The following is a 25,146-nucleotide window of genomic DNA, read 5'->3' as shown; positions in this document are numbered from 1 at the left end:
CAGTCTCTCCGTTTGTATCTAAATCAGGCGATGATGTCAGGCAGCCGGGATCTGCGCGTGGCGCAGGTCGGTGGCCGCATCGATCGCATTCTCGGCAAGCGTGCGCAGTTCGATGATCACGGTATCGAGCCGGCTCGACGTCGCGAGTTCGCCGAACAGCTCGTAATAATCGCGGCCATCGACCGTGCCGATGCCAAAGTTCGACAGCGGCACAAGCTTCTGCGACTTCAGCAGGAAGGTGTTGAACGCCAGCTGGTCCTCCTGCTCGTCGCACGGCCACAGCAGCGTCGAGCACGCAATCTGCGCCTCGCTGACGTTGACGAACAGTTCGAGGTCGCCGTGGTGGTGCATCGTCACTAGCAGCACCGGGTCCGCGCCCTCCAGGATGCGCGAGGAAAACTCGCCGGCTTTCGCAGGCTCGGACGTGTCGAGCGCGGCCTTGAGGCTGCGGACGGTCCAGATGTCGGTCAATGCAAGAACTCCCGTGCTTGTCGCTCGCGCAGACACATAGGCGCAGGCGAGAGGCACGCCAATGGCGCTTTGCGACGGCTCGCGCTTTGGCCTAAGAGGCAGGCCAACCACAGAGACGCGAGGATTGCATGTTCGATCGCCTGTTCGGCCGCAAGCCAGCGCTTGACGGTAACGCCCTGCCCGTCGTCCGCAACGTCACGCTGGGGCGCACCGTGACGGTTGATCCGCTGGCGTGGCGCCGGTTCGGCTCGGAGCTGCTGTTTCCGTTCGACCGCGATACGCTGGTGATCGTCGCGCAGGGCTTGATCGACCTCAACGAAGGCGGCTTCGTCCACCGCTTCTACACCGACGACGACATCATGTTCCAGGCGGTGTCGAACGACCGCGACGGGCAGGACGTGACGGATGTCACGCTGTTCGCGCCGTGGGACAGCAGCTATCCGTCGAGCGCCGCCGAGCGCCCGGCTTGGAAAAGCCGCCTCAAGGCGCGCACCTTCACCGCCGAAGGGCTGCCCGAATACAGCCGCGCATGGTTCGGCCCCGAAGCGAGCGAGCAGGAGCCCGTGACGTTCTGGGAGGAACTGCACGACGACCGTGACGGGATCGTCGACCGCCGCATCTTCCAGACCTGCATGCTGTTCAGCCGCGACCTGCCGGGCGACGATGGGCGCGAATTGCTGCTCGCGATCGACATGGAGACCGAGTCCGGCGACGTCTCGTTCGAGATCATGCTGGGCGTGGCACTGGAACTTGGCGAGTTCAGGGCCTAGCATCCGCGACGAACGGCTCCGGGGGAAATGCCATGATCGACCAATACAGCTTCGGCGCCAGCGCGCTCGCCTTCCTGATCGCGTTCGTCGCGGCGGGGGCGTTCACGATCGTCTTCAATATCGTCTATCAGGTCGCGACGCCGTATCATGAGAAGTCGCTGATCCGGGAGGGCAATACCGCCGCGGCGATCACGCTGGGGGCAGCGCTGCTCGGCTATGTCCTGCCACTCGCATCCGCGCTGACGCATACCGTCTCGCTGCTTGAATTCGCGGTGTGGGCGTTGCTCGCGGGCGTGATCCAGATCGTGACGTTCCTGGTGGTTCAGCATTTCGTGATGCGCGACTTCAACGATCGGATCGTCCGCGGTGAAGTCGCCGCGGCGACCTATATGGGCAGCATCTCGCTGTGCGTCGGCATCCTCAACGCCGCCTGCATGACGAACTGAAGGGCATAGCGATGAAGCGTTCCAGATCGATCGTCCTCACCAGCCTGATCGCAGGCTCGGGCATCTCGCTGACCGCGTGCGACGGCGATGTCGGCGGCAAGCCCGTCGAGGCGCAGAGCTATGCGTCGGTGCAGGAGTGCCGCGCGGCGGGTGCGTTGTCGGCGGTCCAGTGCGACACCGCGTTCGAGCAGGCCAAGGCCGATGCGGCGAAGACCGCGCCGCGGTTTCAGGACCGACAGACTTGCGAAGAGCAATACGGCGCCGCGCAGTGCGAGCCGCGCAACAACGGCAGCGGCGGGAGCTTCTTCACGCCCCTGCTGACGGGCTTCCTCGTTGGGCAGGCGCTCAACGGTGGCTTCGGCAACCGCGGCGCGCCGATGTACCGCGACCGCGACGGCAATTATTACGGTGGCGCAGGCGGCCGGATCAACCGGGACTATGTGACCGGCCGCACCCGCGTGGGCTCCGACGCCTTCACGCCGACCACGGCGCGTGCTCCTGCCCGCGTCCAGTCGCGCAGTTCGGTGATCTCGCGCGGTGGCTTCGGCGGCGGCTTTGGCGGACGCAGCTTCGGGGGGTAACGCGGCCGTTACCCCCTCGGGGCAGGCTTAGCGGCGGGCCGGCATCAGCGGCCCACCGATTTCGGTCGCGGCGATGAACGCGGGACGGGCGCGTAGGCGATCCAGATACGCCGCGACGTCGGGGTGCTCCTTGAGCAATCCGGCGCTCTCGGCGATCGCGAGGATGTAGCACATCTGGATATCGGCGAGCATCAGTTGTTCGCCCATTAGATAAGGGCCATCGCCGACGCCCGCGCCGATATAGTCAAGCGTCTTGGTCACCTCGGGCCCGGTGAACTTGCTGAGGGCGTCGGGCAGGCCACCCATCCGCTTGCCGAGCGAGGTCATCATGATCGGCAACGACGCCGAGCTCTCGACATAGTGCAGCCACTCGTCGTGCACGGCGGCCGGATCGCTGTCGATCGGCGGCGAGAATCGGCGGTCGCCATAACGCTCGTCGATATACGACAGGATCGGCGCGCTCTCGGCGAGCGTCAGTGCATCGTCGACCAGCACCGGCGCCTTGCCGAGCGGATGGATCGCTTTCAGTGCGGACGGTGCGCGGAAATTCTCGTCACGCTCGTATTTGACGAGGTCGTATTCGATGCCGAGCTCTTCGAGCAGCCAGAGCACGCGGATCGAGCGCGAGTAGTTCAGATGGTGGAGCGTTAACATAAGCGTCCTTCGACTAGGAATGTGCTGCACCGCGGAACGGCTGGGCGGCGTGGAAGGTTTCTTCGGTCGCGGCCCCGGAATTCTCCGGCAACGGAGAGACTTATGACCAAGCTGACCTGCGACGTGGCGATTATCGGTGCCGGAACCGCCGGCCTCGCCGCCGAGCGCAGCGCACGACGCAACGGCGCCAGGACGCTGCTGATCGACGAAGGCTTCGGCGGTACGACCTGCGCTAGTGTAGGATGTATGCCCTCCAAGCTGTTGATCGCGGCCGGAAATGCGATGCACGCGGTGAAGCACGCGTCGGTGTTCGGGGTCGAGGCGTCGGGCAAGGTCGACGGCATCGCGGTGATGGCGCGGGTTCGGAAGGAGCGCGATGCGTTCGTCGCGGGCGTCGAGACCTCGATCGACAAGCTCCCGGAGGAGGTGAAGATCGAAGCACGCGCGAAATTTGCGGGTGCGACGATCCTCTCACTGAGTGACGGCCGCGAGGTCCACGCGAAGTCCGTGGTGATCGCCACCGGCTCGAGCCCTGCGATCCCCGAGATGTTCGACGCGGTGCGCGACCGCGTGCTGACCAACGAGAGCATCTTCGAACTAAAGGACCTTCCGAAGTCGCTCGGCGTCATCGGCGCGGGCGCGCTGGGCCTGGAACTGGCACAGGCAATGGCGCGGCTCGGCGTCGAGACGATGGTGTTCGACACCGGCGAGACGATCGGCGGGTTGAAGGACTCCCACGTCGCCGAGGCCTATCATGCGATCCTGTCGCGCGAGATGCCGATCCTGCTAGGTGTCGAGTTGACAGTGGAGCCCGACGGCGATGGGGTCGAACTGGCGTGGACCGGTTCGGCGTCCGGCAAGCAGCGCTTCGACTATCTGCTCGTCGCCACCGGGCGGCCGCCGCGGATCAAGGGCATCGGACTGGAAACGACCGGACTTGCGCTCGATGACCACGGTATGCCGGATTACGACCCCGAGACGATGCAGTGCGGCAGCGCGCCGATCTTCATCGCCGGCGACGCGGACCATGACCGCGCGGTGCTGCACGAGGCATCGGCAGAGGGCATGATCGCGGGGCGGAACGCGGCGAGCTACCCCGAAGTGACGCCGGGAAAGCGCACCGTGCCGTTCGCGATCACCTTCACCCATCCCAACGTCGCCGTGATCGGCAAGATCGCCAAGGACGACGATGCGGAGAGCGTTATCGGCACCGCATCGTATGATGACCAGGGCCGCGCGAAGGTCGAGGCGTGCAATGCCGGGCTGGTGCGGTTCTATGCGGATCGCCGCGACGGGCGCCTGACCGGTGCGACGATGGCGGGGCCGGCGGTCGAGCATAGCTCGCACTTGATCGCGTGGGCGATCCAGAGCGGCTGGACCGCGACTGAAGTGCTTGACTTGCCGATCTACCATCCGACCTTCGAGGAAGGGATGAAGGGTGCGCTTCGTTCGATCTGCAGCGAAGTCCACGCCCCTACGCCGCCCGACCGCGACGATGGTTTCACGCCGGGGACCTAATCGTCCAGATCGAGATACGCGACGACGTCGTTCTCCGTGGCAAGGTACAGCCCCGCCTGCACCTCCTCCGGCTCCTGTGCGGCGAGCATCATCGCCTCGCCGAGCGGCCCGTAGAACAACGTCGTCGCCGCCCCGCCCTCGCCGCTGTGGTCGAGATGATAGAGCCGAACCGAAACGCTGGAAGAAATCGTACGCATTCAGACGCTTTGAACGAAGCGCCGCCGCACGACAATCGACCTGACGGATTTCCTCGGAATGCCCCTGCGAAAACCGGCTCTGGCGCACGCGAATAGGTTGCGCTAGAAAACCGACATGACCGTACCCGCTATTCTAAAAAACCTGCGCCTGCCCGTCATCGGCTCGCCGCTGTTCATCATTTCCGGGCCCGAACTGGTGATCGCGCAGTGCAAGGCGGGGATCGTCGGATCATTCCCCGCCCTCAATGCCCGCCCGCAGGCGATGCTCGACGAGTGGCTGCACCGGATCACCGAGGAGTTGAGCGCGCATAACCGTGCCAACCCCGGCCGTCCGGCGGCGCCGTTCGCGGTCAACCAGATCGTCCACAAGTCCAACGATCGTCTGGAGAGCGACCTCGCGACGTGCGCGAAGTGGCAGGTGCCGATCGTGATCACCTCGCTCGGCGCCCGCGAAGACCTGAACACGGCGGTCCACGCTTGGGGCGGCATCACGCTGCACGACGTGATCGACGACCGGTTCGCGCGCAAAGCCGTCGAGAAGGGCGCGGATGGGCTGATCGCGGTCGCTGCCGGCGCCGGTGGCCATGCGGGCCGCCTGTCGCCGTTCGCGATCATCCAGGAAATCCGTCAATGGTTCGACGGCCCGCTCGCGCTGTCGGGCTCGATCGCGACCGGCGACGCGGTGCTCGCCGCGCAGGCAATGGGCGCTGATTTCGGCTATATCGGCTCGCCGTTCATCGCCACCACCGAGGCGAATGCCGACCAGGCGTACAAGGACGGAATCGTCGCCGGCAAGGCGTCCGACATCGTCTATTCGAACCTGTTCACCGGCGTCCACGGCAACTACCTGCGCGCGTCGATCGTCGCTGCGGGCATGGACCCCGACGCGCTGCCCGAAGGGGATTTGAAGACGATGGACTTCGGCGGCGGAAACGGTTCGAAGCCAAAGGCCTGGCGCGATATCTGGGGCTCCGGCCAAGGCATCGGGGCAGTCACCGAAGTGGAAAGCGTCGCCGACCGTGTCGATCGCCTCGAACGCGAATATCGCGCGGCGCGGGTCCGTCTTTCGCTCTGACGGACCCCACACCAACCGATCTCGGCTGACTCAGAACAGACGCTTGAGCAAGCCGACATTGGTCTTGCCAAGCTCGACCACCTCGTCGCCACGCCCGCTGATGATCGCCTTCGCCATGTAGAGCGTGAAGCCCTTCATCTGCTCCAGCGTGATCTTCGGCGGCATCGACAATTCGGTCCGTGCGGTGACCGCATCGAGCAGCGCAGGCCCGGGATGCGCCAGCACGTCGCGCATCCCTGCCTCGAGTTCGCCTGGATCGGTCACCCGCACGCCGTGCAACCCGATCGCGCGCGCCATCGCCGCGAAATCGGGGTTGTCGAGCGTCACGCCGGTCTCGATCAGCCCGGCTGCCTTCATCTCCATCTCGACGAACCCGAGCGTCCCGTTGTTGAAGACGATGATCTTCACCGGCAGGCCAAGCTGACGCACCGTCAGCAACTCGCCCATCAGCATCGCCAGCCCGCCGTCGCCCGACATCGTCACGACCTGCCGCGTCGGATAGGTCGACTGCACGCCGATCGCCTGTGGCAGGGCGTTCGCCATCGATCCGTGGTTGAACGACCCGATCAGGCGCCGCCGTCCGTTCATCTTCAGATAGCGCGCCGCCCACACGGTCGGCGTCCCGACGTCGCAGGCGAACACCGCATCGTCCGCCGCCTGCTCGCTGAGGACGCGCGCGACATGCTGGGGATGGATCACGCCGCTGCCGGGCTTGCCGTCGGCGAGATCATCGAGCCCCTTGCGGGACCCGGCGTAGTTCTCGATCGCGGACTTGAGGAAACTGCCATCGCGCCCCGTCGTGACCCGCGGGATCAACGCCGCGAGCGTAGCGCCGACATCGCCGACCAGCCCGATATCGATCGCCGTCCGCCGTCCGAGATTTTCGGGGATCAGGTCGATCTGCGCGACCTTCGCCTTCTCGGGGTAAAATTGCCGATAGGGGAAATCCGTGCCGAGCATCAGCAACACGTCGCACGCCATCATCGCGTCGTAGCCGCTCGAAAAGCCGATTAGGCCGGTCATGCCGACGTCGTAGGGGTTGTCGTATTCGACGAACTCTTTGCCGCCGAGCGCGTGGACGATCGGCGCCTGGAGCACGCCGGCGAGCGTGACGAGTTCGGCATGCGCGGTGCGGCACCCACGTCCCGCCAGGATCGTCACCTTCTTCGCGCCGTTCAGCAGGGCGGCAAGTTCGGCGATGTCCGCCTCTGCGGGGATCGTCACCGAACGCGGCGGCAGGAGCGCGCCCGCCGACCGTGCCAGCGTTCCCGTGGTCGAGCGCAACGCCACGTCGCCGGGCATCGATACGACCGAGACGCCGCGGTGACCGACCGCCGCCCGGATCGCGGTTTCCAGCGTGCGCGGCATCTGGTCGACGTCGGAGATCGTCTCGCAATACACGCTGCATTCGCGGAACAGCGCTTCCGGGCGGGTCTCCTGGAAATAGTTCGAACCCACCTCGCCGCTCGGTACCTGCGCGGCGATCGCCAGCACCGGTACGCGCGTCCGGTTACAGTCGTACAGGCCATTGATCAGGTGCATGTTGCCGGGGCCGCACGACCCGGCACACACCGCGAGCTTGCCGGTCAGTTGCGCCTCCGCGCCCGCCGCGAACGCCGCGGCCTCCTCGTTGCGGACATGGATCCATTCGATCTTGCCCTGCCGCCGCAAACTGTCGGTCAGGCCGTTGAGGCTATCGCCGACGACGCCGTAGATCCGCTCGACGCCCGCCAGATGCAGCGTCTCGGCGAACAGATCGGCGATGAGGGTCTTGGACATGAGGCAACTCCGGCAGTGATGGTGACCTGCCTCGACCAGCGAGGCGGTAGTGCACAAACGCATTCTGGTACGCTCGGGATGCAAGGAATGCAGGTTGCTCGTCGCCAGCCGGCCCCGAACCGCGGCTTTCGACCGAAGTATGACAAATCGCGGTGGCGCGACGCCGCAAGCAAATCTAGAGATGATGGCATGAAGCGGGCGGGCCGTGACCGATCGGCGGAGTGTCCGACGGAAACGCCCTGCGAGGCAATCGATAGAGGGGGATGACGTGGACAAAGCGATGATCGGTCGGCGTGCGGCGCTGTTGGGAGGCGTCGGGCTCGTCGCGGCCTGTACGGCTGGTGGGCATCTTGGCGAAGCGCGTGCTCCCTCGGGATTCGTGACCGTCGACGGCACCGGCTTTCGGCGTGGCGGCAAGCCGTATCGCTATGCCGGCGCGAACATCTGGTACGGTGCATGGCTTGGCGCAGACACCGCCTATGGCAACCGTGCGAGGCTCGGACGCGAACTCGACCGGCTGAAGGCGCTCGGCGTCCGCAACCTCCGCATCCTCGGCTCGGCCGAACTGTCGCCGCTCAAGAACTCGATCACGCCGGGGTTCCGCGACAAGAGCGCGACGTACAACGAGGATCTGCTCAAGGGGCTCGACTGGACGCTCGCAGAAATGGCGAAGCGCGACATGACCGGCGTGATCTACCTGACCAACTTCTGGGAATGGTCGGGCGGGATGATGACGTATCTGTCGTGGGTCAATGGCGGCAAGTTCATCAACATGAACGACCCCGCGCATCCGTGGCCCGAGTTCGCCGACTGGAACGCCGCATTCTATACGAACGGCCAGGCACAGGCGATGTACCGCGACTATATCCGCGCGGTCGTCTCGCGCACCAACAGCGTGACGGGTGTCGCCTACGCCGCCGACCCGACGATCATGGCGTGGCAGCTCGCGAACGAACCGCGTCCGGCGGGCGGGGCTACGGTTGCCGTTCCCAACCTGCCGAACTTCTATCGCTGGATCGATGAGGCCGCGCGCTACATCAAGACGCTCGATCCCAACCACCTCGTCTCGACCGGCTCCGAAGGGCTGAAGGGCTCGGTCGAGCGCGAGGACGTCGTGCTCGCCGCGCATCGTTCGCCGTCGATCGACTATCTGACGACGCATATCTGGCCGAACAACTGGACGTGGATGGACGCGGGCAATCTCGCCGGCACCTACGACGCCGGTGCGGCCAAGGTCGCAGAGTATATCGACGCGCATATCCGGCTCGCAACGACGCTCGGCAAGCCGCTGGTGATCGAGGAGTTCGGCTATCCGCGCGATGGCAAGACCGCCTATGATCCGACCATCACGACGGTCTACAAGGATCGCTTCTACCGCCAGATCTACGCGGCGATCGAGGCGAACGCGAAGGCCGGCGGGCCGCTCACAGGCTCGAACTTCTGGGCGTGGAACGGCGAGGCACGGACGCCGCATGCCGATCACCGGTTCCAGCGCGGCGACCTCGGCTACATGGGCGATCCCCCGCACGAACCGCAGGGCTGGTACGGCGTCTTCGACAGCGACGCATCGACGCAGGCCGTGATCCGCGCGCACGCATCGGCGATGGCCGCACTCTGATGCTGAGCCGTCGCGAAACGCTGGGGATGACCGCCGCGCTCGGCCTGCTTCACGGCGTGCCCGCGCTGGCGGCGGTCCCGAACCGTACGCTGAGCAACCCGAAGGCATCTCCGGCCGCACGAAAACTCTACGCGTATCTGTGGAGCCAGTACGGGCGGAAAACGCTGACCGGCCAGCAGGAGCAGGGTTCCGCGCAGCCGAACCCGAATGGCGAACTCGAGTATCTCCAGCGCGTGACCGGCAAGCTGCCCGCGATCCTCGGCCTCGACTACATCGATCCGCGCGACAACGATGCCGTCAACGACCGGGCGACCGCCTGGGCTCGGTCCGGGGGGATCGTCACGCTGTGCTGGCATTGGGGCGCCCCCGACATCGGCACCGGCTACGAGAATTCCAAGAAGGATTTCGACGTCGCCGCCGCGCTAAAGCCCGGCACGCCGCAGAACGTCGCGATGATGCGCGACATGACCGAGGTGGCGCGGCTGCTGAAGGTCCTGCAAGACCGCGGCGTCGCGGTGTTGTGGCGCCCTTTCCACGAATTCACCGGCGACTGGTTTTGGTGGGGCAAGCACGGCCCCGACGCGTTCAAGGCGCTCTGGGCGCTGATGTACGACCAGTTCACGCGCGTCCACGGCCTTGACAACCTGATCTGGGTCCTCGGCTGGGCGGGGCAGAACGTCGATCCCGCCTGGTATCCGGGCCGTGCGACCGTCGACGTCGCCGGCGCGGACATCTACGCGAACGACCACGGCAACCTCGCGCCCATGTTCGCGCAGGTGAAGGCGATCGTCGGCGACACGCTGCCGATCTGCCTGCACGAGAACGGTCCGGTCCCCGATCCTGCCTCGCTCGGCCCTTCGGCAGACTGGCTGTGGTTCATGACGTGGCACACCCGCTGGCTCACCGGCGCCGACCAGAACACGCCCGATCAACTCCGCCGCGATTTCACGTCGAAGCGCTACGTCACCCGGGACGAGCTTCCCGCATGGCTGAAGGTACAAGCATGAAGAGAGTCTTGGCATGAAGAGGGTATTGGGCCTGATCGGCGCCGCGTGGCTGTCGACGTCCGCCCTTTCCGCGCCGCTCACCGTCACGCCGGTATCGACCAAGGCGGGTGCACCGCTCCCGATCCATATCGGTGGCCGTGTCGAGCCGACAGCGGACGGCTATCGGCGCCAATGGCCCGGCACGTATTTCGAGGCGAGCTTTCGCGGCGAAGGCGTTCTGCTCAAGATCGGCGAAGGCGACGTCATCCTGCGCATCTCCGTAGATGCCACCTCCGCCGCAACGCTGGTGAAGCCCAAGCCCGGCCTCTACCGCGTGGACGGTCTGGCGAACGGTCGCCATACCATCCGCGTCGACGTCGCCAGCGAAAGTCAGGCGGCATCGACGGTATTCGGCGGCTTCTACGCCACCGCCGGCACGCGCGCACTGCCCTCCCCAGCCCGCACCCGTCAGATCGAATTCATCGGCGACTCGCACACCGTCGGCTACGGCAACATTTCGGCGAAGCGCGATTGCACGCAGGACGAAGTCTGGGCGACCACCGACACCTCGCAGGCCATGCCCGCGCTGACCGCCCGCCGCTACGGCGCGGATTACCAGGTCAACGCGATCTCGGGTCGCGGCATCGTCCGCAACTATGACGGCATGCCGGGCGATACGGTCCCCGCCGCCTACCCGTTCACGCTGTTCGACAAGGCGAAGCGCTACGCCGATCCGGCGTGGCACCCGAGCCTGTACGTCATTGCGCTCGGCACCAACGACTTCACCACGCCGCTTCACCCGAACGAGCCCTGGAAGACGCGCGACGCGCTCCACGCCGACTACGAGCAGCATTATGTCGCGTTCGTCAAACGCCTGCGGGCGCGCGATCCGAACGCACATGTCGTCCTTTGGGCGACCGACATGGCCGATGGCGAGATCGCCTCGGAAGTCGCGAAGGTCGCTGCGCGTCTAAAGGCAGCAGGCGAGCGCAACGTGACGTTCGTTCCGGTGACCGGGCTCGCCTTCACGGGCTGCCACGCACACCCATCGACGGCCGACGACGGCCGGATCACCACCGCGCTGTCCACCTACATCGACGCGCATGCCGAGATGTGGGCGCGGAAATAACCAAATGATTTGCGCAATGCTGCCGTCACCCGGTAGCACGCGTGCAAAGGTACGGATCACGGTCGCGTACCACCCAGGGAGAGTATGATGTCGGCGAGTTTTTCAACCTTCACGATCGCGCTTCTGCTGCAATCGGCGGCCACGCCCGTAGCGGCACCGACCCCGCCGATGTCCGCCGTCGCGCATCCGGAAATCTGGCCGACCGCCAACGCGCGGCCCCTGCGCGATCCGAAGGTCGAGGCACGGATCGACGCGATCATGAAGCGCATGTCGGTCGCGGACAAGATCGGCCAGCTGATCCAGGTCGACATCGCCAGCATCGAACCTTCGGATCTGCGCACCTACAAGCTCGGTTCGATCCTCAACGGTGGCAATGCAGGCCCCGGCGGCAACGACCTCGCTCCCCCGGTCGAATGGCTGAAGCTAGCCGACGCGTTCTACGACGCGTCGATGGCGCGTACCGACGGTCGCCCCGCAATTCCCGTGATCTGGGGCACCGATGCGGTCCACGGCAACAACAACATCCCCGGCGCCACGCTCTTCCCGCACAATATCGGACTCGGCGCCGCGCGCGACCGGGACCTGATGCGCGAGATCGGCCACGTCACCGCGATCGAGACTGCGGCTGCCGGCATCGACTGGACCTTCGCGCCGACGCTCGCCGTCGTCCGCGACGACCGCTGGGGTCGGACGTACGAGAGCTATTCCGAAGAGCCGACGATCCAGGCCGATTACGCCGGCGCGGTGATCGAAGGCGTCCAGGGCAAGGTCGGCACCAAGGAGTTCCTCGCGCCCGACCGCGTGATCGCGACGACCAAGCATTTCCTCGGTGACGGCGGCACCGGCGGTCGCGACCAGGGTGATGCGCTGATCCCGGAAACCGCGTTGCGCGACATCCACCTCGGCGGTTATCCCGCCGCGATCGAGGCGGGCACGCAGTCGGTGATGGCGAGTTTCTCGAGCTGGAACGGCGCGAAGATGCACGGCAACAAGAGCTTGCTGACCGGTGTGCTCAAGGACCGTCTCCACTTCGACGGCTTCGTGGTCGGCGACTGGAACGGCCACGGCCAAGTCGATGGGTGCAGCAACGAAAGCTGCGCCGCCGCGATCAACGCCGGACTCGACATGTTCATGTATTCGGGCACGGGGTGGAAGACGCTCTACGACAACACGTTGAAGCAGGCGCAGTCGGGCGAGATCCCCGCCGCACGCGTCGACGACGCAGTCCGCCGCATCCTGCGCGTGAAGATCCGCGCGGGCACGTTCGATCGAGGTCGTCCCTCGTCGCGCGCGCTTGCCGGCAAGATGAACCTCATCGGTGCCGCGGATCACCGCGCGATCGCGCGCCGGGCGGCGGCCGAATCGATGGTGCTGCTCAAGAACGAGGGCGGGCTGCTCCCGCTGAAGCCATCCGCCAACATCCTCGTCGCCGGTGGCGGGGCGGACAACATTCCGCAGCAGGCCGGCGGCTGGTCGCTGACATGGCAGGGCGGCGGCACCACCAACGCGAACTTCCCCAATGCCCAGACGATCTGGTCGGGCATCGCCACGGCCGTCAAGGCTGCGGGTGGCACCGCGACGCTGTCCGCGGACGGCAGCTTCGCCAAGAAGCCGGACGCGGCGATCGTCGTGTTCGGCGAACAGCCCTATGCCGAGTTCAAGGGCGATCGCCCGAACCTCGAATACAGCGCCGAGGACAAGTCCGACCTCGAACTCTTGCGGAAACTGAAGGCGGCGGGCGTGCCGGTCGTCGCGGTGTTCCTGTCGGGCCGCCCGCTTTGGGTGAACGCCGAACTGAACGCTTCCGATGCGTTCGTCGCGGCGTTCCTGCCGGGCAGCGAAGGCGGCGGCGTGGCCGACGTGCTGCTACGCAAGAAGGACGGCAGCGTCGCCAACGATTTCCGCGGCAAGTTGAGCTTCTCCTGGCCCAAGCGTCCCAACCAGTATGTCCTGAACCGCTCCGACCCCGGCTACGATCCGCTGTTCGCGTTCGGCTACGGCCTCAGCTACGCCAAGCCCGGTTCGGTCCCCAAGCTCGACGAAACCCGCCCCGCCGGCATGGCTGCGTCGGCGAACGGGACGATCTTCGGCAAGGGCCGCGTTCCCGAGGGCTGGTCTTTGACCTTGGTCGAACAGGATCAGTCGAAGGTCCGCCTGCTCGGCGTCAACGCGACGACCGCGACCAAGCGCCTCACCGCCTCCGCGGTCGACCGTCGCCGCCAGGAGGATGCGCGTGCGCTGGTGTGGGCCGGCGGGCCTGCCGATGCGCGGGTGGAGGCGTCCGGTCCGCTCGACCTGACGCGCGAGAGCAACGGCGAGCTCAGCCTCGTCGTCGACGTTCGCGTCGACCGCGCCGGCAGCGGCCCGGTAAACCTCGGCATGGTCAGCAACGACGGCAAGGCTGTGACGGTGCCGATCACCAAGATGCTCGCCACGGGCAAGCCCGGCGACTGGCAGCAGGTGATCGTGCCGCTGCAATGCTTCGCCAAGCGCGGCATCGACATGGCGCACGTCACCGCGCCGTTCGTGATCGCCACCGACGGCAAGCTCGGCCTGTCGATCTCCGACGTGAAGATCGACTCCGCCCCGGTGCCAATGACCAAATGCGGCGACTGATCCCCGTGCTGCTCGGCGCGGCGGCCGTCCTGCTGACGACCGCCGCTACGCAGCCCCCGCCCGCGCCGATCCGGATCGACCAAGCGGGGTTCGAGACGAGCGGTCCCAAGATCGCCGTCCTGCCGTCGTCGCAGGCCAAGCCGCTCGCGTGGACACTCGTCGATGCGAGCGGTAAGACCGTCGCGTCGGGTCAGACGATACCGGTCGGGCCGGATGCAGCCTCGGGCGAAAGCGTCCACCGGATAGACTTCGCCACGTTCCGGACGCCCGGCACCGGCTACCGCCTCCACGTCGGCGCGACCGCCAGCCACGCCTTCGCGATCGCCGACCGCCCGTTCGCACCGGTCGCAACCGCGGCGATGGCGTTCTTCTATCAGCAGCGCAGCGGCGTGCCGATCGTTCCCGCGTTCGTCGAGCGCAAGGACCTTGGCCGCCCCGCCGGCCACGCCCCGGACATCGCCACCTGCTTTGCCGGGCGGGACCAGAAGGGCGTCAAATGGCCCGGCTGCAGCTACGAGCTCGACGCGACCGGCGGCTGGTACGATGCCGGCGACCAGGGCAAATACGTCGTCAACGGCGGCGTCTCGACCTGGACGTTGCTCGACCTCTACGAGCGACTAGCCGGGTTCGGTGACGCCAACGCCTTCGCCGACGGTCGCCTCGCGCTGCCCGAACGCGCCAACGGCAAGGACGACCTGCTCGACGAAGCCCGCGTCGAAGTCGCCTTCCTGCTCGCGATGCAGATCCCCGACGGAACGACGCTCGCCATCGCCCCCGACGCAGGGGTCGCCGGCAAGGCGATCACGCGGTTCGAGACGATCGACGCAAGCGGCCTGGTCCACACGAAGATCGCCGACGAGAACTGGACGGGCATCCCGACCGCGCCCGCTGACGACCACCAGACGCGCTTCCTGTATCCACCCTCGACCGCGGCGACGCTCAACATGGTCGGCGTCGCGGCACAATGCGCGCGGATCTGGCGCACTATCGAGCCGGCCTTCGCAACCCGTTGCCTGACCGCAGCACGGCGCGGCTGGGCGGCCGCACTCCGCCACCCGAACCTGCTCACCAGCTCCGACTTCACCGGCAGCGGCGGTTACGGCGACCCGGACGTCCGTGACGAATTCACCTTCGCCGCCGCGCAACTCTACGTCACGACGGGGGAGCCCGCGTTCCTCGACCGGGTCCGCCGCGCTGGCCTTCTCGTCGATCCCGGCACCAGCATCGACTGGGGTTCGTTGCGGTTGCCTGCCGCGCTTACGCTGGCCACAGTCCCCAGTCCGCTCCCGGCTGCAGATCGCGCCAGGCTCCAAGCCAGCATCACCGCACTCGCCGACGGCTTTGTCGAGGACGGCAAGCGCTGCGGCTACGGCATCCCGTTCGCCGGCATCAATTACCCTTGGGGGTCGAACAGCGCCGTCCTGAACCGCGCGATCATACTCGGCGTCGCGTGGCAGATCGACCAGAAGCCCGCCTACCGCGACGCGGTCGTTGCCAGCCTCGACTACATCCTCGGCCGCAACCCGCTCGACCGCTCCTACGTCACCGGCTTCGGCACGCGTCCGATGCAGCACCCGCACCACCGTTTCTGGGCAGCCGCTGCGGACCAGCGCTATCCGGCGCCCCCATCGGGCGTCCTGTCCGGCGGACCCAATTCGGACGAAGCGCGAAACCCCGGCCCGATGCAAGGTTGCGCACCGCAAACCTGCTGGATCGACGACTACCGCGCCTTCACCGTCAACGAAGTCACGATCAACTGGAACGCGCCGCTGGTCTGGACCGCGGCGTTCCTCGATGCGACCCGAGCGCGCTAGAGCCGCTCCAGCGTCCGCGCGAGATACCCGCGGATCGCGTCGGTGCGTTCCGGCGAAGGCGGGCCTAACACCCCGTGCGCGTCTTCCGGCAGGTGCGCCGCCGCCTGCGCCGCGTCGTCACCGAACACATATTGATCGAACCAGCCGCGGACGGCCGCACGCTCGCCAGCGGGCAAGTCGCGGATTGCCAGGATCGCGTGGATCAGTGCCGGGAACGGAGACGCCGCCCCCACCTGGCCCCACCAGTAATTGACCAGCACGTTGAACCGCCCGAGTGCCTTCACGTCATGCCACCACAGCGATGGGATGAAGATGGCATCGCCCGGCTCCAGCACCGTCACCTGCATCTGGGCGCGTGCCTCGGCAAAGCGGGGAAAGCGGTCGAGATCGGGCGCTTCGAGATCGACCAGGCTGACCGGTTGGCCGGCGATCGTCACGTCAAGCGGGCCAACATACAGGTTCGGGCCCTGCTCAGGCGGGAACAGGCAGAACCGTCGCCGACCCGCGACCACGACCGCGACGTTGCTCGATACGTCGTAATGCGTCGAAACGCGGCTCTCGTTGCCGATCCAAACCCGCGGCACTGCTTCGGGCGTCGGCAGCGGCAGGACGTTCGCTTCCGCCCAACCCGGCAGGAACTCGCCCGCTGCCGCGGCGCCGGCATAGATCGCAGGCGCACCCGCCACGCCCTGCAACGCGATCAACTGGTCAACCAGCGTCGGGATCGGTGCCTTGGCGTGCTCGAAGTTGAAGCCGCTCAGATCGTCGTTGTAAAAGAACCGTCCACGCACGTCGCTCGGCGCGACCATGACATCGGCCGAACGTCCCCCGTCGAACGACACGATATGATCGCCGATCGCGCGGTCGGAGGTCAGCCCGGCGCGAACCGCAGGCCAATCCGCCGCAAGCCCACGCATGACGACAGGACGGTATCCGTGTGCGACCTCCGCTTCAAACCGCGTCGCGTCGATCGCACCGATTTCGGCAACCGGAAGGCCAGGGAGCTCACTCATCGCGCGCGTGTAATCCCTGGCCTTGTCTCCCGCTACCTCAGAAGGTCATACGCGCCGACAGCGTGTACGAGCGGTCGTTCTTGAAGAAGCTGCGCGGCGCCTCGAGCCCTGCGCCGTTCAGCAGGAAGTTGGTCTTGGTCGTCTCGTCGAGCAAGTTCGACGCGGTCACGCCAAGCTTGAAGTGCTCGTTCACCGTCACGAACGCCGATGCGTCAAGCTGTCCGGTCGGCAGGGCGTAGACCGGCAGGAACGGGAAGCAGCAATCGCGGTTGGTCAGCAGGAACTTCGAGCGCCAGCTGTACGCGACACGGGCATAGAAGGGACCCTTGTCGTAGAAGCCCGCGACGTTGACGGTATGCTTCGACAAACCCTGCAACGGGAGATTGTCGTAGAGACCGGCGACGTCCTGCGGCGGACGGCTGCCATCCGCGGCGCCGTTGGCGGGCACCGGATTGGGGATCTTGCCAGCCTTCACGTACGTATAGTTCGCCTGCATGCCAAGGCCGCTCAGCGCGCCGGGCAAGAAGTCGAAGGTCTGCTGGTACGCGATTTCCGCACCCTTGATCCGCGACTTGCCGTTGACGTTGGCGGGACCACTCACCTGCACGTCGAACGTCTGGCCGTTGTTGGTCAGCGTGCGCGTGTAGCCGAGGTTGTCGACGATGATGTTCGACAGCGTCTTGTGGAACACCGTTGCTGTCAGCGAGCCGACCTTCGAGAAATACCACTCGCTGGTCAGGTCGAACTGCAACGCCTCGACGGGGCGAAGGAACGGGTTCCGCGACTGCGCAGCGAACTGGAAATTACCCGTCGTGTTACCACCCGATGCCCCGACCCCGACATAGTTGCGAAGGTCGCCGAAATTCGGGCGGGAGATAGCCTTGGATCCAGCCGCACGGAACAGCAGCGTCGGTGTAACCTGCAGCTTGACGTTCGCGCTCGGCAACCAGAAGTTGAACTTTTGCTTGGCGATGTCCGGCGTCGAGGCGCCGTTGGAGTAGGCTACGATCGCCGCTTGCTGCGCGGACGACACCGTACAGATCACGGGAACGGTGCCCTGCCCATTCGGCTGATCGAACGCGCGCTGGCAGAAACCGCCGAGCGTTGCTGGATACGGTACGCCGGCAGAGTTATTGCCCAGGTTGGTGGGATCGAAGATCGTGTTCCGCTGCGCGAACGTGATCGCGCCAGCCGAATCATCCTTGGTACGGACGAAACGCACACCGACGTTACCGGTCAGGCTCATCCCGTTGCCGAAATCCTCGACGCCGAAATCGGCACGGGCATAGGCTCCGAAGGTACGCTCGCGATTGCGATAAACCTCGCTCGGCCGGTACGCGCCATCGACCGTTACGCCGGACCGATCCTCGGCTGGCTGATAACTACCGCCGCCGAGCGCGGTCACCTTGCGCAACAGATCGGTGAATGCGTCGTGATCGCGCAGAATATCGTCGGAGACGAACGTCGTGCTCGGCGGCGTGTTCGTCCCGCCGCGGAAGAAATTGGTGAAGTTGTGGAGACCCTGCTCCTGCTGGCTCAGCGCGGTATAGCTGACCGGCCCTGCAGCCGCCCAGGTCTCGGAAACATTGCCCCAGTTGTTGTAGTCGACCGCCTTCACCGTCTGCTTGCGGTCGGTATAGCGACCGCCAACCCGGACGTTGCGCAGGAACGCATCGTCGCTGACATCGAACTGCGCGTCCCCGCGGAAGGCCCATTCGTGGCCCTTGTTGTCCTGACGACCGTTGAAGGCGTCGCGGAAATAGACCGAGTTCGGGTTGGCGAAATAGCTGGCGGTATCGAAGCCCGGCGTCAGCGAGGTGATCTGCGGAATCTTGCCGCGCAGGTCGATCGACGTCTGACTGAAGGTTGCGGTGTCGAGGATATCGTCGCGCACCTTCACCTTGGACGTCACATACTGACCGTCGAAGTTGAGGTGCAGGCGATCGACCGGCTCGAACTTGATGTTGAGCGACTGATCCTGCGTCGTCGACTTGGAGAAGAAGTGACGGTTCGACTGGGTCGTGAACACGCCGTTGGGCGAGAATTGCGTCAACGGGCAATAGGTTATCAGCACACCTTTGGCGTCTCTGCCGCAGCCGGCGGGATTGTTGCCGAATACCTGCCCGGTGCGCTTGCCGAGCGTGCCGCTCGTGAAGACGCCGTTGTCATCGTAGGTGAAGTCCGAGCCACCAACCGGGAAGACCGTGTTGGCATCGCCGTAATAGACGTTCGGTTCGACCGTATGCTCAAGCCAATCATCGGTCGACTCGGCCCGTACGAACTGACCGGTGATCAGCAGATTGCCCGATGCAGTCTCATACTGCGCGGCGCCGGAATAGCCGATACGCGTGCGGTTGAAATCCTGCGAACGCGAGCCTGCTCCCAGCGGTGCGTATACGACGTTGCGACCGGCCGGCAGCGGGAAGGTATCGAACAGTGTCGACTGGAACGGCGTACCTGCGTTCAGCACGCGGCCTTCGCCGGCATCCTGGACGCCGTTGCCGTTCTTGTCATCATTGTAACGCGGCAGCATCGACGAGACGAACACCGAGTCCGAGCGGCTGTAGAGCTTCTGGTAGGTGCCGCTGGCGAGGATGCCGAAACGGCCTGCGCTGCCCAGGTCGAACTGCTTCGAGACGAGACCGACGAACTGCGGCGCGCCACGCTTTTCGAGATCGCCGAGGTTCATGCCGGCCGAGAGGAACAACAGGTCCTTCTTCGAATCGAACGGCTTGCGCGTGTTGATGTTGACGGTGCCGGCGATGCCGCCTTCGACTAGGTCGGCCGTCAGGTTCTTGAACACCTCGACCGAGCCGACGATTTCCGCCGGGATGTCGTTGAAGCCGATCTCGCGACCGCCACCGGCTGCGAACGCGTCGCGGCCGTTGAATTCGCCGCGGACATAGCTGAGCCCGCGGATCACGACACCCGAGCCCTGCGCAGAGTAATGGGCGGAGTCGCTGGGGGCGGCAAAGCGGCTGATCGATACGCCGGGAACGCGCTGCAACGCTTCGTTGACCGAACGATCGGGCAGTGCGCCAATGTCTTCAGCGGTGATCGCGTCGACCACGGTGTCCGAATTGCGCTTGATGTTCTGTGCGTTGGCCAGGCTCTGCCGGATGCCCGTGACGACGATCTCTTCGCGCTCGGGATCGGGGGTCGGGTTACCGGCATCCTGCGACGCGCCCGACGTACCGGTCGTGTTGCTGGCCGAACCCGGCGCTGTCCCTGCGGTCGCAGAATCGAGGCTGGTCGCACCCGACGTCGTGCTTGCGACACCCGAACCCGCAGGCGCTGGAACGGTTTGCGCATCCGCAGCGGCAGGATCGGCGACCTGCGCGAACGACGGCGTTGCAGCGAACGCGATCGCAAGCACGGAGACGCTTCCACCGAATAAACGGGAAGCGAGACGAACCGTCACAGACGCACCAGCACTTGGCATTATTGACCCCTTATACATCCACCAGCACCCTTGCCGCCGCTTCTGAAGCAGGCGTACAAACCGCGCTTTCTCCCTAGGAACGAACGATAAATCGGTCGCCGAACCAACCATTACTCAGCTATGTTTTCCGTCACAAGTTGAATAATGAAATTTGGTAGACAGATTCGAAAGGATGCCGTTCCAGTGTTGCCCCAGGGTAACAGTCTCGTAACGGTCCTAATCGACGCGAGGGGATGATGACGGAAATCGAGCGAACGCGGGTCGTGATCGTGGGCGGCGGCACGGCGGGATGGATGACGGCCGCGGCGCTCGTCCGGCTGCTGCCGAGCGCCTGCACCGTGCACCTGATCGAGTCGGCGGAGATCGGCATCGTCGGCGTCGGCGAGGCGACGCTGCCGCACATCCGCGCGTTCGTCGAACGGCTGGGGCTGGACGAGGCGGATTTCATGCGGGCGACGCATGCGACGTTCAAGCTCGGCATCGACTTTCGAGACTTCGGCGCGATCGGCGACAGCTATATTCACCCGTTCGGCACGTTCGGGCGTCCGCTCGGCGACGTCGGCTTCCATCATTACTGGCTGCGGTTGACCGCTGCCGGACGCACAGGGCCGATCGGCGACTATTCGGTCGCGGTCGCTGCCGCCACCGCGGATCGCTTCGCCATCCCCGACGGCCCCACGGACGATCTCGCGGCCAGCTTCGGCTATGCCTATCAGTTCGATGCGACGCTCTTCGGACCCTATCTGCGCCGCTTTGCCGAGGCGCAGGGTGCGCGACGCACCGAAGGCCGGATCGTCGCCGTCGACCAGCACGCCGAGACCGGCAACGTCCGCGCCGTACGTCTCGATTCGGGCGAGACGATCGAAGGCGACCTGTTCGTCGATTGCTCGGGATTCCGCAGCCTGCTGCTCGGCGATGCGATGGCGGAGCCGTGGGAGGATTGGTCAAATTGGCTACCTTGCGACCGCGCGGTGGCAATGCCCTGCGCGTCACCCCAGGGGCCGATCGAGCCCTATACCCGGGCCACCGCGAAGTCGGCCGGCTGGCAATGGCGCATTCCGCTCCAGCACCGCGTCGGCAACGGCTATGTCTATTCCAGCGCGCATCTGGACGACCAGGCCGCGGCGGACTCGCTGGTCGCCTCGGTCGAGGGCAAGCCTCTCGCCGATCCGCGCTTCCTAAAGTTCCGCGCAGGCCGCCGCCGCAATAGCTGGGTGGGCAACGTCGTGGGCATCGGGCTCGCCTCGGGCTTCCTCGAACCGCTCGAATCGACGAGCATTTACCTCGCGCAGATGGCGATCACGCAGTTGATCGAACTGTTCCCGCAACGCGCCGGATCGGAGGGCATCTCGCCGACGGACCGGACCGAGTTCAATCGCATGGTCGACATGGAATATGACCGCATCCGCGATTTCCTGATCCTCCATTACCACGCCACCATCCGCGACGATTCCGACTTCTGGAACCACGTCCGGACGATGGACGTGCCGGACACGCTCGCGGAGAAAATGGACCTGTTCCGCCGCGCCGGCCGCGTCGCGCAGTATAGCGAGGGCCTGTTCCTCGAGCCGAGCTGGCTGGCCGTATATCTCGGGCAAGGCATTGTCCCCCGGGGCTGGGACCAGCGCGCGAACGGCCCCGCGCTCGACGGACTCGACCGCGCCGTCGCCAACCTCCGCGCACAGGTCGCCGCCACTGCCGGAGCGATGCCGGACCACGCCGCGTTCCTCGCCCAGCGCAACGCGACGATCCCGGCATGACCGAACGCACACCCGTTCGGAGCATTGCGGTGTTGGGCGCCGGCATCGTCGGCCTGTCTGCCGCGATTGCCTTCGCCCGTGCGCTGCCGGGGCTCGCGATCACGCTGATCAAAACTCCGGCAGACCCCGCCGCGCTGGCGGATCGCATGCCCAGCACGCTGCCGTCGATCGCCGCGTTCCACGACCGCATAGGCCTCGGCGAACGCGATCTCCTGGCGGCCGGTACGCTGCATCATATCGGCACGCGGTTGTCCGACTGGCGGTCCGACGGCGGGCGCGTCGTCCTGGCACGAGGCGACCGCGGCGGTCCGATCGGGACGGGGGCGTTCCACCAGCACTGGCTGAACGCCCGCCGCGCCGGCAAGGTCGCTGCGTTCGACGCGTTCTCGCCAGCCGCTGCTCTCGCGGCAGCAGACCGGTTCGTGCACCCAGCGGACGATTCGGCTTCACCGCTTTCAGGCCTCGCCTACGCGCTCCGGCTCGATCCGCCGCGCTACCGGGACCTGCTTCGCGCGTTGGCGCGGCATCTTGGCTTGGCGCCCGTTCCAGGTGCGTTCGCGGGCGTCGAACGCCGTGCGGATGGCGGCGTCGAGGCGCTGATGTTGGCGGATGGTCGTCGGATCGTAGCGGACCTGTATCTCGATTGCGCCGGCCCCGCCGCCCCGCTTCGCTCGGCGATCGACACGCGGTGGGAAGATTGGGGCAGATACCTGCCTGTCGACCGCCTGCTCCTCGGTACGGGGCCGACCCGCGCGCCCTCCCCGACCGACGATCTGATCGCGGTCCCAGCGGGGTGGCGGTTCGAGAAGCCTTTGCGGGATCGCACGCTGGTCGGCCTTGCCTATGCCGCCGCCCAGACACCGGACTCCAGCGCGCGCCGCATTCTCCCCGCAGGCGAAGAGGTCGTGGACATCGCCCCCGGCGTCCGCCCGGAACCCTGGCTCCACAACGTTCTCGCGCTCGGTGACGCCACTGTGACGCTCGATCCGCTGGCCGACGCCAATCTCCACCTCGCGCAAGCAGGGATCCTGCGCGCGATCGACCTCCTGCCCGGCCGTGACTGCGCGGCTGGCGAACTCGCCGAGTACAACGCCCGCGCCTACCGCCAGGCATCGCGCATCCGCGATTTTCAGGCTGCGCACTATCACGCCGCGACCCGAACCGGCGGCGACTTCTGGAAGCACGTCCGCCGCCTCCCTCGCCCGGACAGCCTCGATCACACGCTCGATCAGTTCGCCCACCGCGGTCGCCTGCCGTTCTACGAAGACGAAAGCTTCGAGCCGGACGAGTGGCGTGGCCTGCTTCTAAGCCTTGGCATGATCCCGCGCACTCCCGATCCGATCGCTTCGACGACGCCGCTGGAGACGGTCCGCACGGCGCTGACCCGGATCGCAGAGGCCAATGCCGCCCTGCCCTCGCGCCTGCCGCCCTACCCCGCCTATCTCGCGCAACTGGAACGCAGACGATGACCGATCCCATCCGCAAAGTCGTGATCGTCGGGGGCGGCACCGCCGGCTGGATGGCCGCAGCCGCCGCGGCACGGTTCCTCGACGACGGCCAACGCCAGGTCGTGCTGGTCGAGTCCGATGCGATCGGCACGGTCGGTGTCGGCGAGGCGACGATCCCGCCTATCCTGGGCTTCAACCAGTTGATCGGCGTCGACGAACGCGATTTCGTCCGTGCGACCGGCGCCACGTTCAAGCTCGGGATCGAGTTCGTCGGCTGGGACACTGGCGCCGATCGCTACATGCACGCATTCGGCGGGCACGGCCGCGATATCCAGGGCCTGGCGTTCCATCAGCTCTGGCTGAAGCTGCGGGATCGCCCGGGCATCGGCGGGCTCGACGCCTATTCACCGTCCGCGGTTGCCGCGCGTCTCGGCCGCTTCGGCCAGCCGAGCGGAACGGCGCCACTCGCCTATGCCTATCATTTCGACGCCAGCCTCTACGCCGCCTTCCTGCGTCGCCACGCCGAGGCCGGCGGTGTCACCCGCATCGAAGGCCGCATCATCGGCGCCGACCGCGATCCGGAGAACGGCCATGTCCGCGCAGTTCGGCTCGAGGATGGCACCGCGGTAGACGGCGACCTGTTCATCGATTGCTCGGGCTTCCGCAGCCTGTTGCTCGGCGAGACGATGGGGGTCGAATTCGAGGACTGGTCGCACTGGCTCCCGTGCGACCGCGCGATCGCGGTTCCGACCGAACCGACCACGCCTGTACTGCCCTACACCCGTGCCACCGCACGCCCGGCGGGCTGGCAATGGCGGATCCCGCTTCAGCACCGCACGGGCAACGGCCATGTCTATGCCAGCACGCACATGTCCGACGACGAGGCGACCGCGCTGCTGCTCGCGAACCTCGACAGCGCCCCGACCGCCGATCCGCGCCAGCTTCGCTTCAAGGCAGGCCGCCGCGCCAAGATGTGGGAGGGCAACGTCGTCGCGCTCGGCCTTGCCGGCGGCTTCCTCGAACCACTCGAATCGACCAGCATCCACCTGATCCAGACCGGCATCTCGAAGCTGTTCGCGCTGTTCCCCGACCGCGGCTTTTCCGCCGTCGAGCGCGACGAATACAACCGGCTGATGGGCGACGCCTACACGTCGATCCGCGATTTCATCATCCTGCACTATCACGCGACCCGCCGCGACGATTCCGCATTCTGGCAGCACGTCCGCACCATGCCGGTGCCCGACAGCCTGACGCGCAAGCTCGCGCTGTTCCGCGAGAAGGGGCGCATCTTCCGCTACGACGACGAACTGTTCGGCATTCCGAGCTGGGTTCAGGTTCTGCTCGGCCAGAACGTCATACCGGTAGGCTACGACCCGGTTGTCGATGCGCTCGATGCCGACCGCGTTGCGGACGCCCTCCGTCAGACGCGGGCGGCCACCCTGCGCGCCGCCGAAGCCCTGCCATCCCATGCGGACTTCGTCGCCCGCTACGCAGCCTTCGTCGGCGTTTAGAACGGGTCCGAGACGATCGCCGATTGCCCGCGCTTCCCGCCCGAGCTACACCTTCCCCGTTGGCTCGTTCTTCGGACGGGCCGGCATGATCGCACCGGTGCTCCGCAAGGAGCTTAAAAGGGAACGCGGTGAGGGTGGCTTCAGCCGTCCGATGCCGAGGCTGTCCCTGCAACTGTAAGCGGCGAGCGTGATGCATGTGCGTGGCCGGGCGAATGCCCCGAGCCGCCAGCCACTGGACCGATCGGTCTGGGAAGGTTGTGCACCAAGCGGTGACCCGTGAGCCAGGAGACCTGCCGGCGTGTGGTCGCTCTTGCCTGG

General features: G+C 66.2%; 19 protein-coding genes and 1 riboswitch. Of the genes, 13 read left to right on the top strand and 6 right to left on the bottom strand.

Going from position 1 to position 25,146, the window contains the following annotated elements; translation table 11 throughout:
• Positions 1-36 precede the first annotated feature (36 nt).
• Entirely contained in the window at positions 37-471 is a 435-nt protein-coding gene (locus tag C8J45_RS05660; RefSeq protein ID WP_107962327.1) for a YjfI family protein, read from the bottom strand.
• A gap of 128 nt (positions 472-599) precedes the next feature.
• Here C8J45_RS05660 and C8J45_RS05655 point away from each other — a divergent pair, with 128 nt between their 5' ends.
• From C8J45_RS05655 to C8J45_RS05645, 3 genes are read left to right on the top strand one after another with little or no spacing between them, the layout of a single operon-like run.
• Positions 600-1,241 carry a DUF2491 family protein gene (locus C8J45_RS05655; protein WP_056481639.1) on the top strand — a complete coding sequence of 214 codons (642 nt, stop codon included), beginning with the start codon at positions 600-602 and terminating at the stop codon, positions 1,239-1,241.
• 32 nt (positions 1,242-1,273) lie between these two features.
• Complete coding sequence (locus C8J45_RS05650) at positions 1,274-1,687, top strand: DUF350 domain-containing protein (protein WP_107962326.1); 414 nt, start codon at positions 1,274-1,276, stop codon at positions 1,685-1,687.
• 11 nt (positions 1,688-1,698) lie between these two features.
• The gene (locus tag C8J45_RS05645) at positions 1,699-2,268 is read left to right on the top strand and encodes a DUF1190 domain-containing protein (RefSeq protein WP_056049223.1); all 570 of its coding nucleotides are present in this window, start codon (positions 1,699-1,701) and stop codon (positions 2,266-2,268) included.
• A gap of 27 nt (positions 2,269-2,295) precedes the next feature.
• Here C8J45_RS05645 and C8J45_RS05640 read toward each other — a convergent pair whose 3' ends face one another.
• The gene (locus C8J45_RS05640; RefSeq protein WP_107962325.1) at positions 2,296-2,922 is read right to left on the bottom strand and encodes a glutathione S-transferase family protein; all 627 of its coding nucleotides are present in this window, start codon (positions 2,920-2,922) and stop codon (positions 2,296-2,298) included.
• A 102-nt stretch (positions 2,923-3,024) separates the two neighbouring features.
• Between C8J45_RS05640 and C8J45_RS05635 the strand changes: the two genes are divergently transcribed.
• On the top strand, positions 3,025-4,440 hold the full coding sequence (locus C8J45_RS05635; RefSeq protein WP_107962324.1) for a dihydrolipoyl dehydrogenase: 1,416 nt from the start codon (positions 3,025-3,027) through the stop codon (positions 4,438-4,440).
• Here the strand turns inward: C8J45_RS05635 and C8J45_RS05630 are convergent.
• Positions 4,437-4,637 carry a hypothetical protein gene (locus tag C8J45_RS05630; RefSeq protein ID WP_107962323.1) on the bottom strand — a complete coding sequence of 67 codons (201 nt, stop codon included), beginning with the start codon at positions 4,635-4,637 and terminating at the stop codon, positions 4,437-4,439. The genes C8J45_RS05635 and C8J45_RS05630 overlap by 4 nt on opposite strands.
• A gap of 115 nt (positions 4,638-4,752) precedes the next feature.
• Between C8J45_RS05630 and C8J45_RS05625 the strand changes: the two genes are divergently transcribed.
• A complete protein-coding gene (locus C8J45_RS05625; RefSeq protein ID WP_107962322.1) occupies positions 4,753-5,712 on the top strand; it encodes a nitronate monooxygenase family protein in 960 nt (319 codons plus the stop codon).
• Between the two features lie 30 nt (positions 5,713-5,742).
• Here the strand turns inward: C8J45_RS05625 and poxB are convergent, their stop codons facing one another.
• Complete coding sequence (gene poxB / locus C8J45_RS05620) at positions 5,743-7,491, bottom strand: ubiquinone-dependent pyruvate dehydrogenase (RefSeq protein WP_107962321.1); 1,749 nt, start codon at positions 7,489-7,491, stop codon at positions 5,743-5,745.
• A gap of 268 nt (positions 7,492-7,759) precedes the next feature.
• Here poxB and C8J45_RS05615 point away from each other — a divergent pair, with 268 nt between their 5' ends.
• The 5 genes from C8J45_RS05615 to C8J45_RS05595 all read left to right on the top strand — a co-directional run bounded on the left by C8J45_RS05615 (position 7,760) and on the right by C8J45_RS05595 (position 15,654).
• Positions 7,760-9,109 carry a cellulase family glycosylhydrolase gene (locus C8J45_RS05615; protein ID WP_219907356.1) on the top strand — a complete coding sequence of 450 codons (1,350 nt, stop codon included), beginning with the start codon at positions 7,760-7,762 and terminating at the stop codon, positions 9,107-9,109.
• Entirely contained in the window at positions 9,109-10,116 is a 1,008-nt protein-coding gene (locus C8J45_RS05610) for a glycoside hydrolase family 26 protein (protein ID WP_258191318.1), read from the top strand. The genes C8J45_RS05615 and C8J45_RS05610 overlap by 1 nt, the downstream gene beginning before the upstream one ends.
• A 13-nt stretch (positions 10,117-10,129) precedes the next feature.
• Positions 10,130-11,224, top strand: coding sequence for an SGNH/GDSL hydrolase family protein (locus C8J45_RS05605; protein WP_107962320.1), 1,095 nt, complete (start codon positions 10,130-10,132; stop codon positions 11,222-11,224).
• A gap of 87 nt (positions 11,225-11,311) precedes the next feature.
• Positions 11,312-13,840, top strand: coding sequence for an exo 1,3/1,4-beta-D-glucan glucohydrolase (locus C8J45_RS05600; protein WP_107962600.1), 2,529 nt, complete (start codon positions 11,312-11,314; stop codon positions 13,838-13,840).
• Positions 13,828-15,654 carry a glycoside hydrolase family 9 protein gene (locus C8J45_RS05595; protein WP_107962319.1) on the top strand — a complete coding sequence of 609 codons (1,827 nt, stop codon included), beginning with the start codon at positions 13,828-13,830 and terminating at the stop codon, positions 15,652-15,654. Before C8J45_RS05600 ends, C8J45_RS05595 begins: the two co-directional genes overlap by 13 nt.
• Here C8J45_RS05595 and C8J45_RS05590 read toward each other — a convergent pair.
• Both C8J45_RS05590 and C8J45_RS05585 read right to left on the bottom strand, forming a co-directional pair.
• Complete coding sequence (locus tag C8J45_RS05590; protein WP_107962318.1) at positions 15,651-16,667, bottom strand: cupin-like domain-containing protein; 1,017 nt, start codon at positions 16,665-16,667, stop codon at positions 15,651-15,653. The genes C8J45_RS05595 and C8J45_RS05590 overlap by 4 nt on opposite strands.
• A gap of 37 nt (positions 16,668-16,704) precedes the next feature.
• Positions 16,705-20,043 (bottom strand): TonB-dependent receptor, encoded by a 3,339-nt coding sequence (locus tag C8J45_RS05585; protein ID WP_181321119.1) that lies wholly within the window; start codon positions 20,041-20,043, stop codon positions 16,705-16,707.
• Between the two features lie 302 nt (positions 20,044-20,345).
• Here C8J45_RS05585 and C8J45_RS05580 point away from each other — a divergent pair, with 302 nt between their 5' ends.
• Genes C8J45_RS05580 through C8J45_RS05570 form a run of 3 tightly spaced genes read left to right on the top strand, consistent with a single transcriptional unit; the run spans position 20,346 to position 24,828 of the window.
• Positions 20,346-21,869, top strand: coding sequence for a tryptophan halogenase family protein (locus C8J45_RS05580; RefSeq protein ID WP_308811332.1), 1,524 nt, complete (start codon positions 20,346-20,348; stop codon positions 21,867-21,869).
• Entirely contained in the window at positions 21,866-23,338 is a 1,473-nt protein-coding gene (locus tag C8J45_RS05575; RefSeq protein ID WP_107962315.1) for a tryptophan 7-halogenase, read from the top strand. Before C8J45_RS05580 ends, C8J45_RS05575 begins: the two co-directional genes overlap by 4 nt.
• Positions 23,335-24,828 carry a tryptophan halogenase family protein gene (locus C8J45_RS05570; RefSeq protein WP_107962314.1) on the top strand — a complete coding sequence of 498 codons (1,494 nt, stop codon included), beginning with the start codon at positions 23,335-23,337 and terminating at the stop codon, positions 24,826-24,828. The genes C8J45_RS05575 and C8J45_RS05570 overlap by 4 nt, the downstream gene beginning before the upstream one ends.
• Positions 24,829-24,906: 78 nt before the next feature.
• A riboswitch (cobalamin riboswitch) is annotated at positions 24,907-25,141 on the top strand.
• Positions 25,142-25,146: the final 5 nt, after the last annotated feature.

This window comes from Sphingomonas sp. PP-CE-3G-477 (assembly GCF_003050745.1).
In the GTDB taxonomy this organism is placed as follows: Bacteria; Pseudomonadota; Alphaproteobacteria; order Sphingomonadales; family Sphingomonadaceae; genus Sphingomonas.
This window is presented reverse-complemented; position numbering and strand designations above follow the sequence as displayed.

What these genes read in the sequence shown, in the direction of transcription:
- C8J45_RS05570 (WP_107962314.1), top strand. Translation starts at nt 23,335, where the DNA reads ATGACCGATCCCATCCGCAAAGTCGTGATCGTCGGGGGCGGCACCGCC.
- C8J45_RS05580 (WP_308811332.1), top strand. Translation starts at nt 20,346, where the DNA reads ATGACGGAAATCGAGCGAACGCGGGTCGTGATCGTGGGCGGCGGCACG.
- C8J45_RS05635 (WP_107962324.1), top strand. Translation starts at nt 3,025, where the DNA reads ATGACCAAGCTGACCTGCGACGTGGCGATTATCGGTGCCGGAACCGCC.
- C8J45_RS05610 (WP_258191318.1), top strand. Translation starts at nt 9,109, where the DNA reads ATGCTGAGCCGTCGCGAAACGCTGGGGATGACCGCCGCGCTCGGCCTG.
- C8J45_RS05630 (WP_107962323.1), bottom strand. Translation starts at nt 4,637, where the DNA reads ATGCGTACGATTTCTTCCAGCGTTTCGGTTCGGCTCTATCATCTCGAC.
- poxB (WP_107962321.1), bottom strand. Translation starts at nt 7,491, where the DNA reads ATGTCCAAGACCCTCATCGCCGATCTGTTCGCCGAGACGCTGCATCTG.
- C8J45_RS05605 (WP_107962320.1), top strand. Translation starts at nt 10,130, where the DNA reads ATGAAGAGGGTATTGGGCCTGATCGGCGCCGCGTGGCTGTCGACGTCC.
- C8J45_RS05575 (WP_107962315.1), top strand. Translation starts at nt 21,866, where the DNA reads ATGACCGAACGCACACCCGTTCGGAGCATTGCGGTGTTGGGCGCCGGC.
- C8J45_RS05590 (WP_107962318.1), bottom strand. Translation starts at nt 16,667, where the DNA reads ATGAGTGAGCTCCCTGGCCTTCCGGTTGCCGAAATCGGTGCGATCGAC.
- C8J45_RS05640 (WP_107962325.1), bottom strand. Translation starts at nt 2,922, where the DNA reads ATGTTAACGCTCCACCATCTGAACTACTCGCGCTCGATCCGCGTGCTC.
- C8J45_RS05655 (WP_056481639.1), top strand. Translation starts at nt 600, where the DNA reads ATGTTCGATCGCCTGTTCGGCCGCAAGCCAGCGCTTGACGGTAACGCC.
- C8J45_RS05625 (WP_107962322.1), top strand. Translation starts at nt 4,753, where the DNA reads ATGACCGTACCCGCTATTCTAAAAAACCTGCGCCTGCCCGTCATCGGC.
- C8J45_RS05650 (WP_107962326.1), top strand. Translation starts at nt 1,274, where the DNA reads ATGATCGACCAATACAGCTTCGGCGCCAGCGCGCTCGCCTTCCTGATC.
- C8J45_RS05600 (WP_107962600.1), top strand. Translation starts at nt 11,312, where the DNA reads ATGTCGGCGAGTTTTTCAACCTTCACGATCGCGCTTCTGCTGCAATCG.
- C8J45_RS05595 (WP_107962319.1), top strand. Translation starts at nt 13,828, where the DNA reads ATGCGGCGACTGATCCCCGTGCTGCTCGGCGCGGCGGCCGTCCTGCTG.
- C8J45_RS05645 (WP_056049223.1), top strand. Translation starts at nt 1,699, where the DNA reads ATGAAGCGTTCCAGATCGATCGTCCTCACCAGCCTGATCGCAGGCTCG.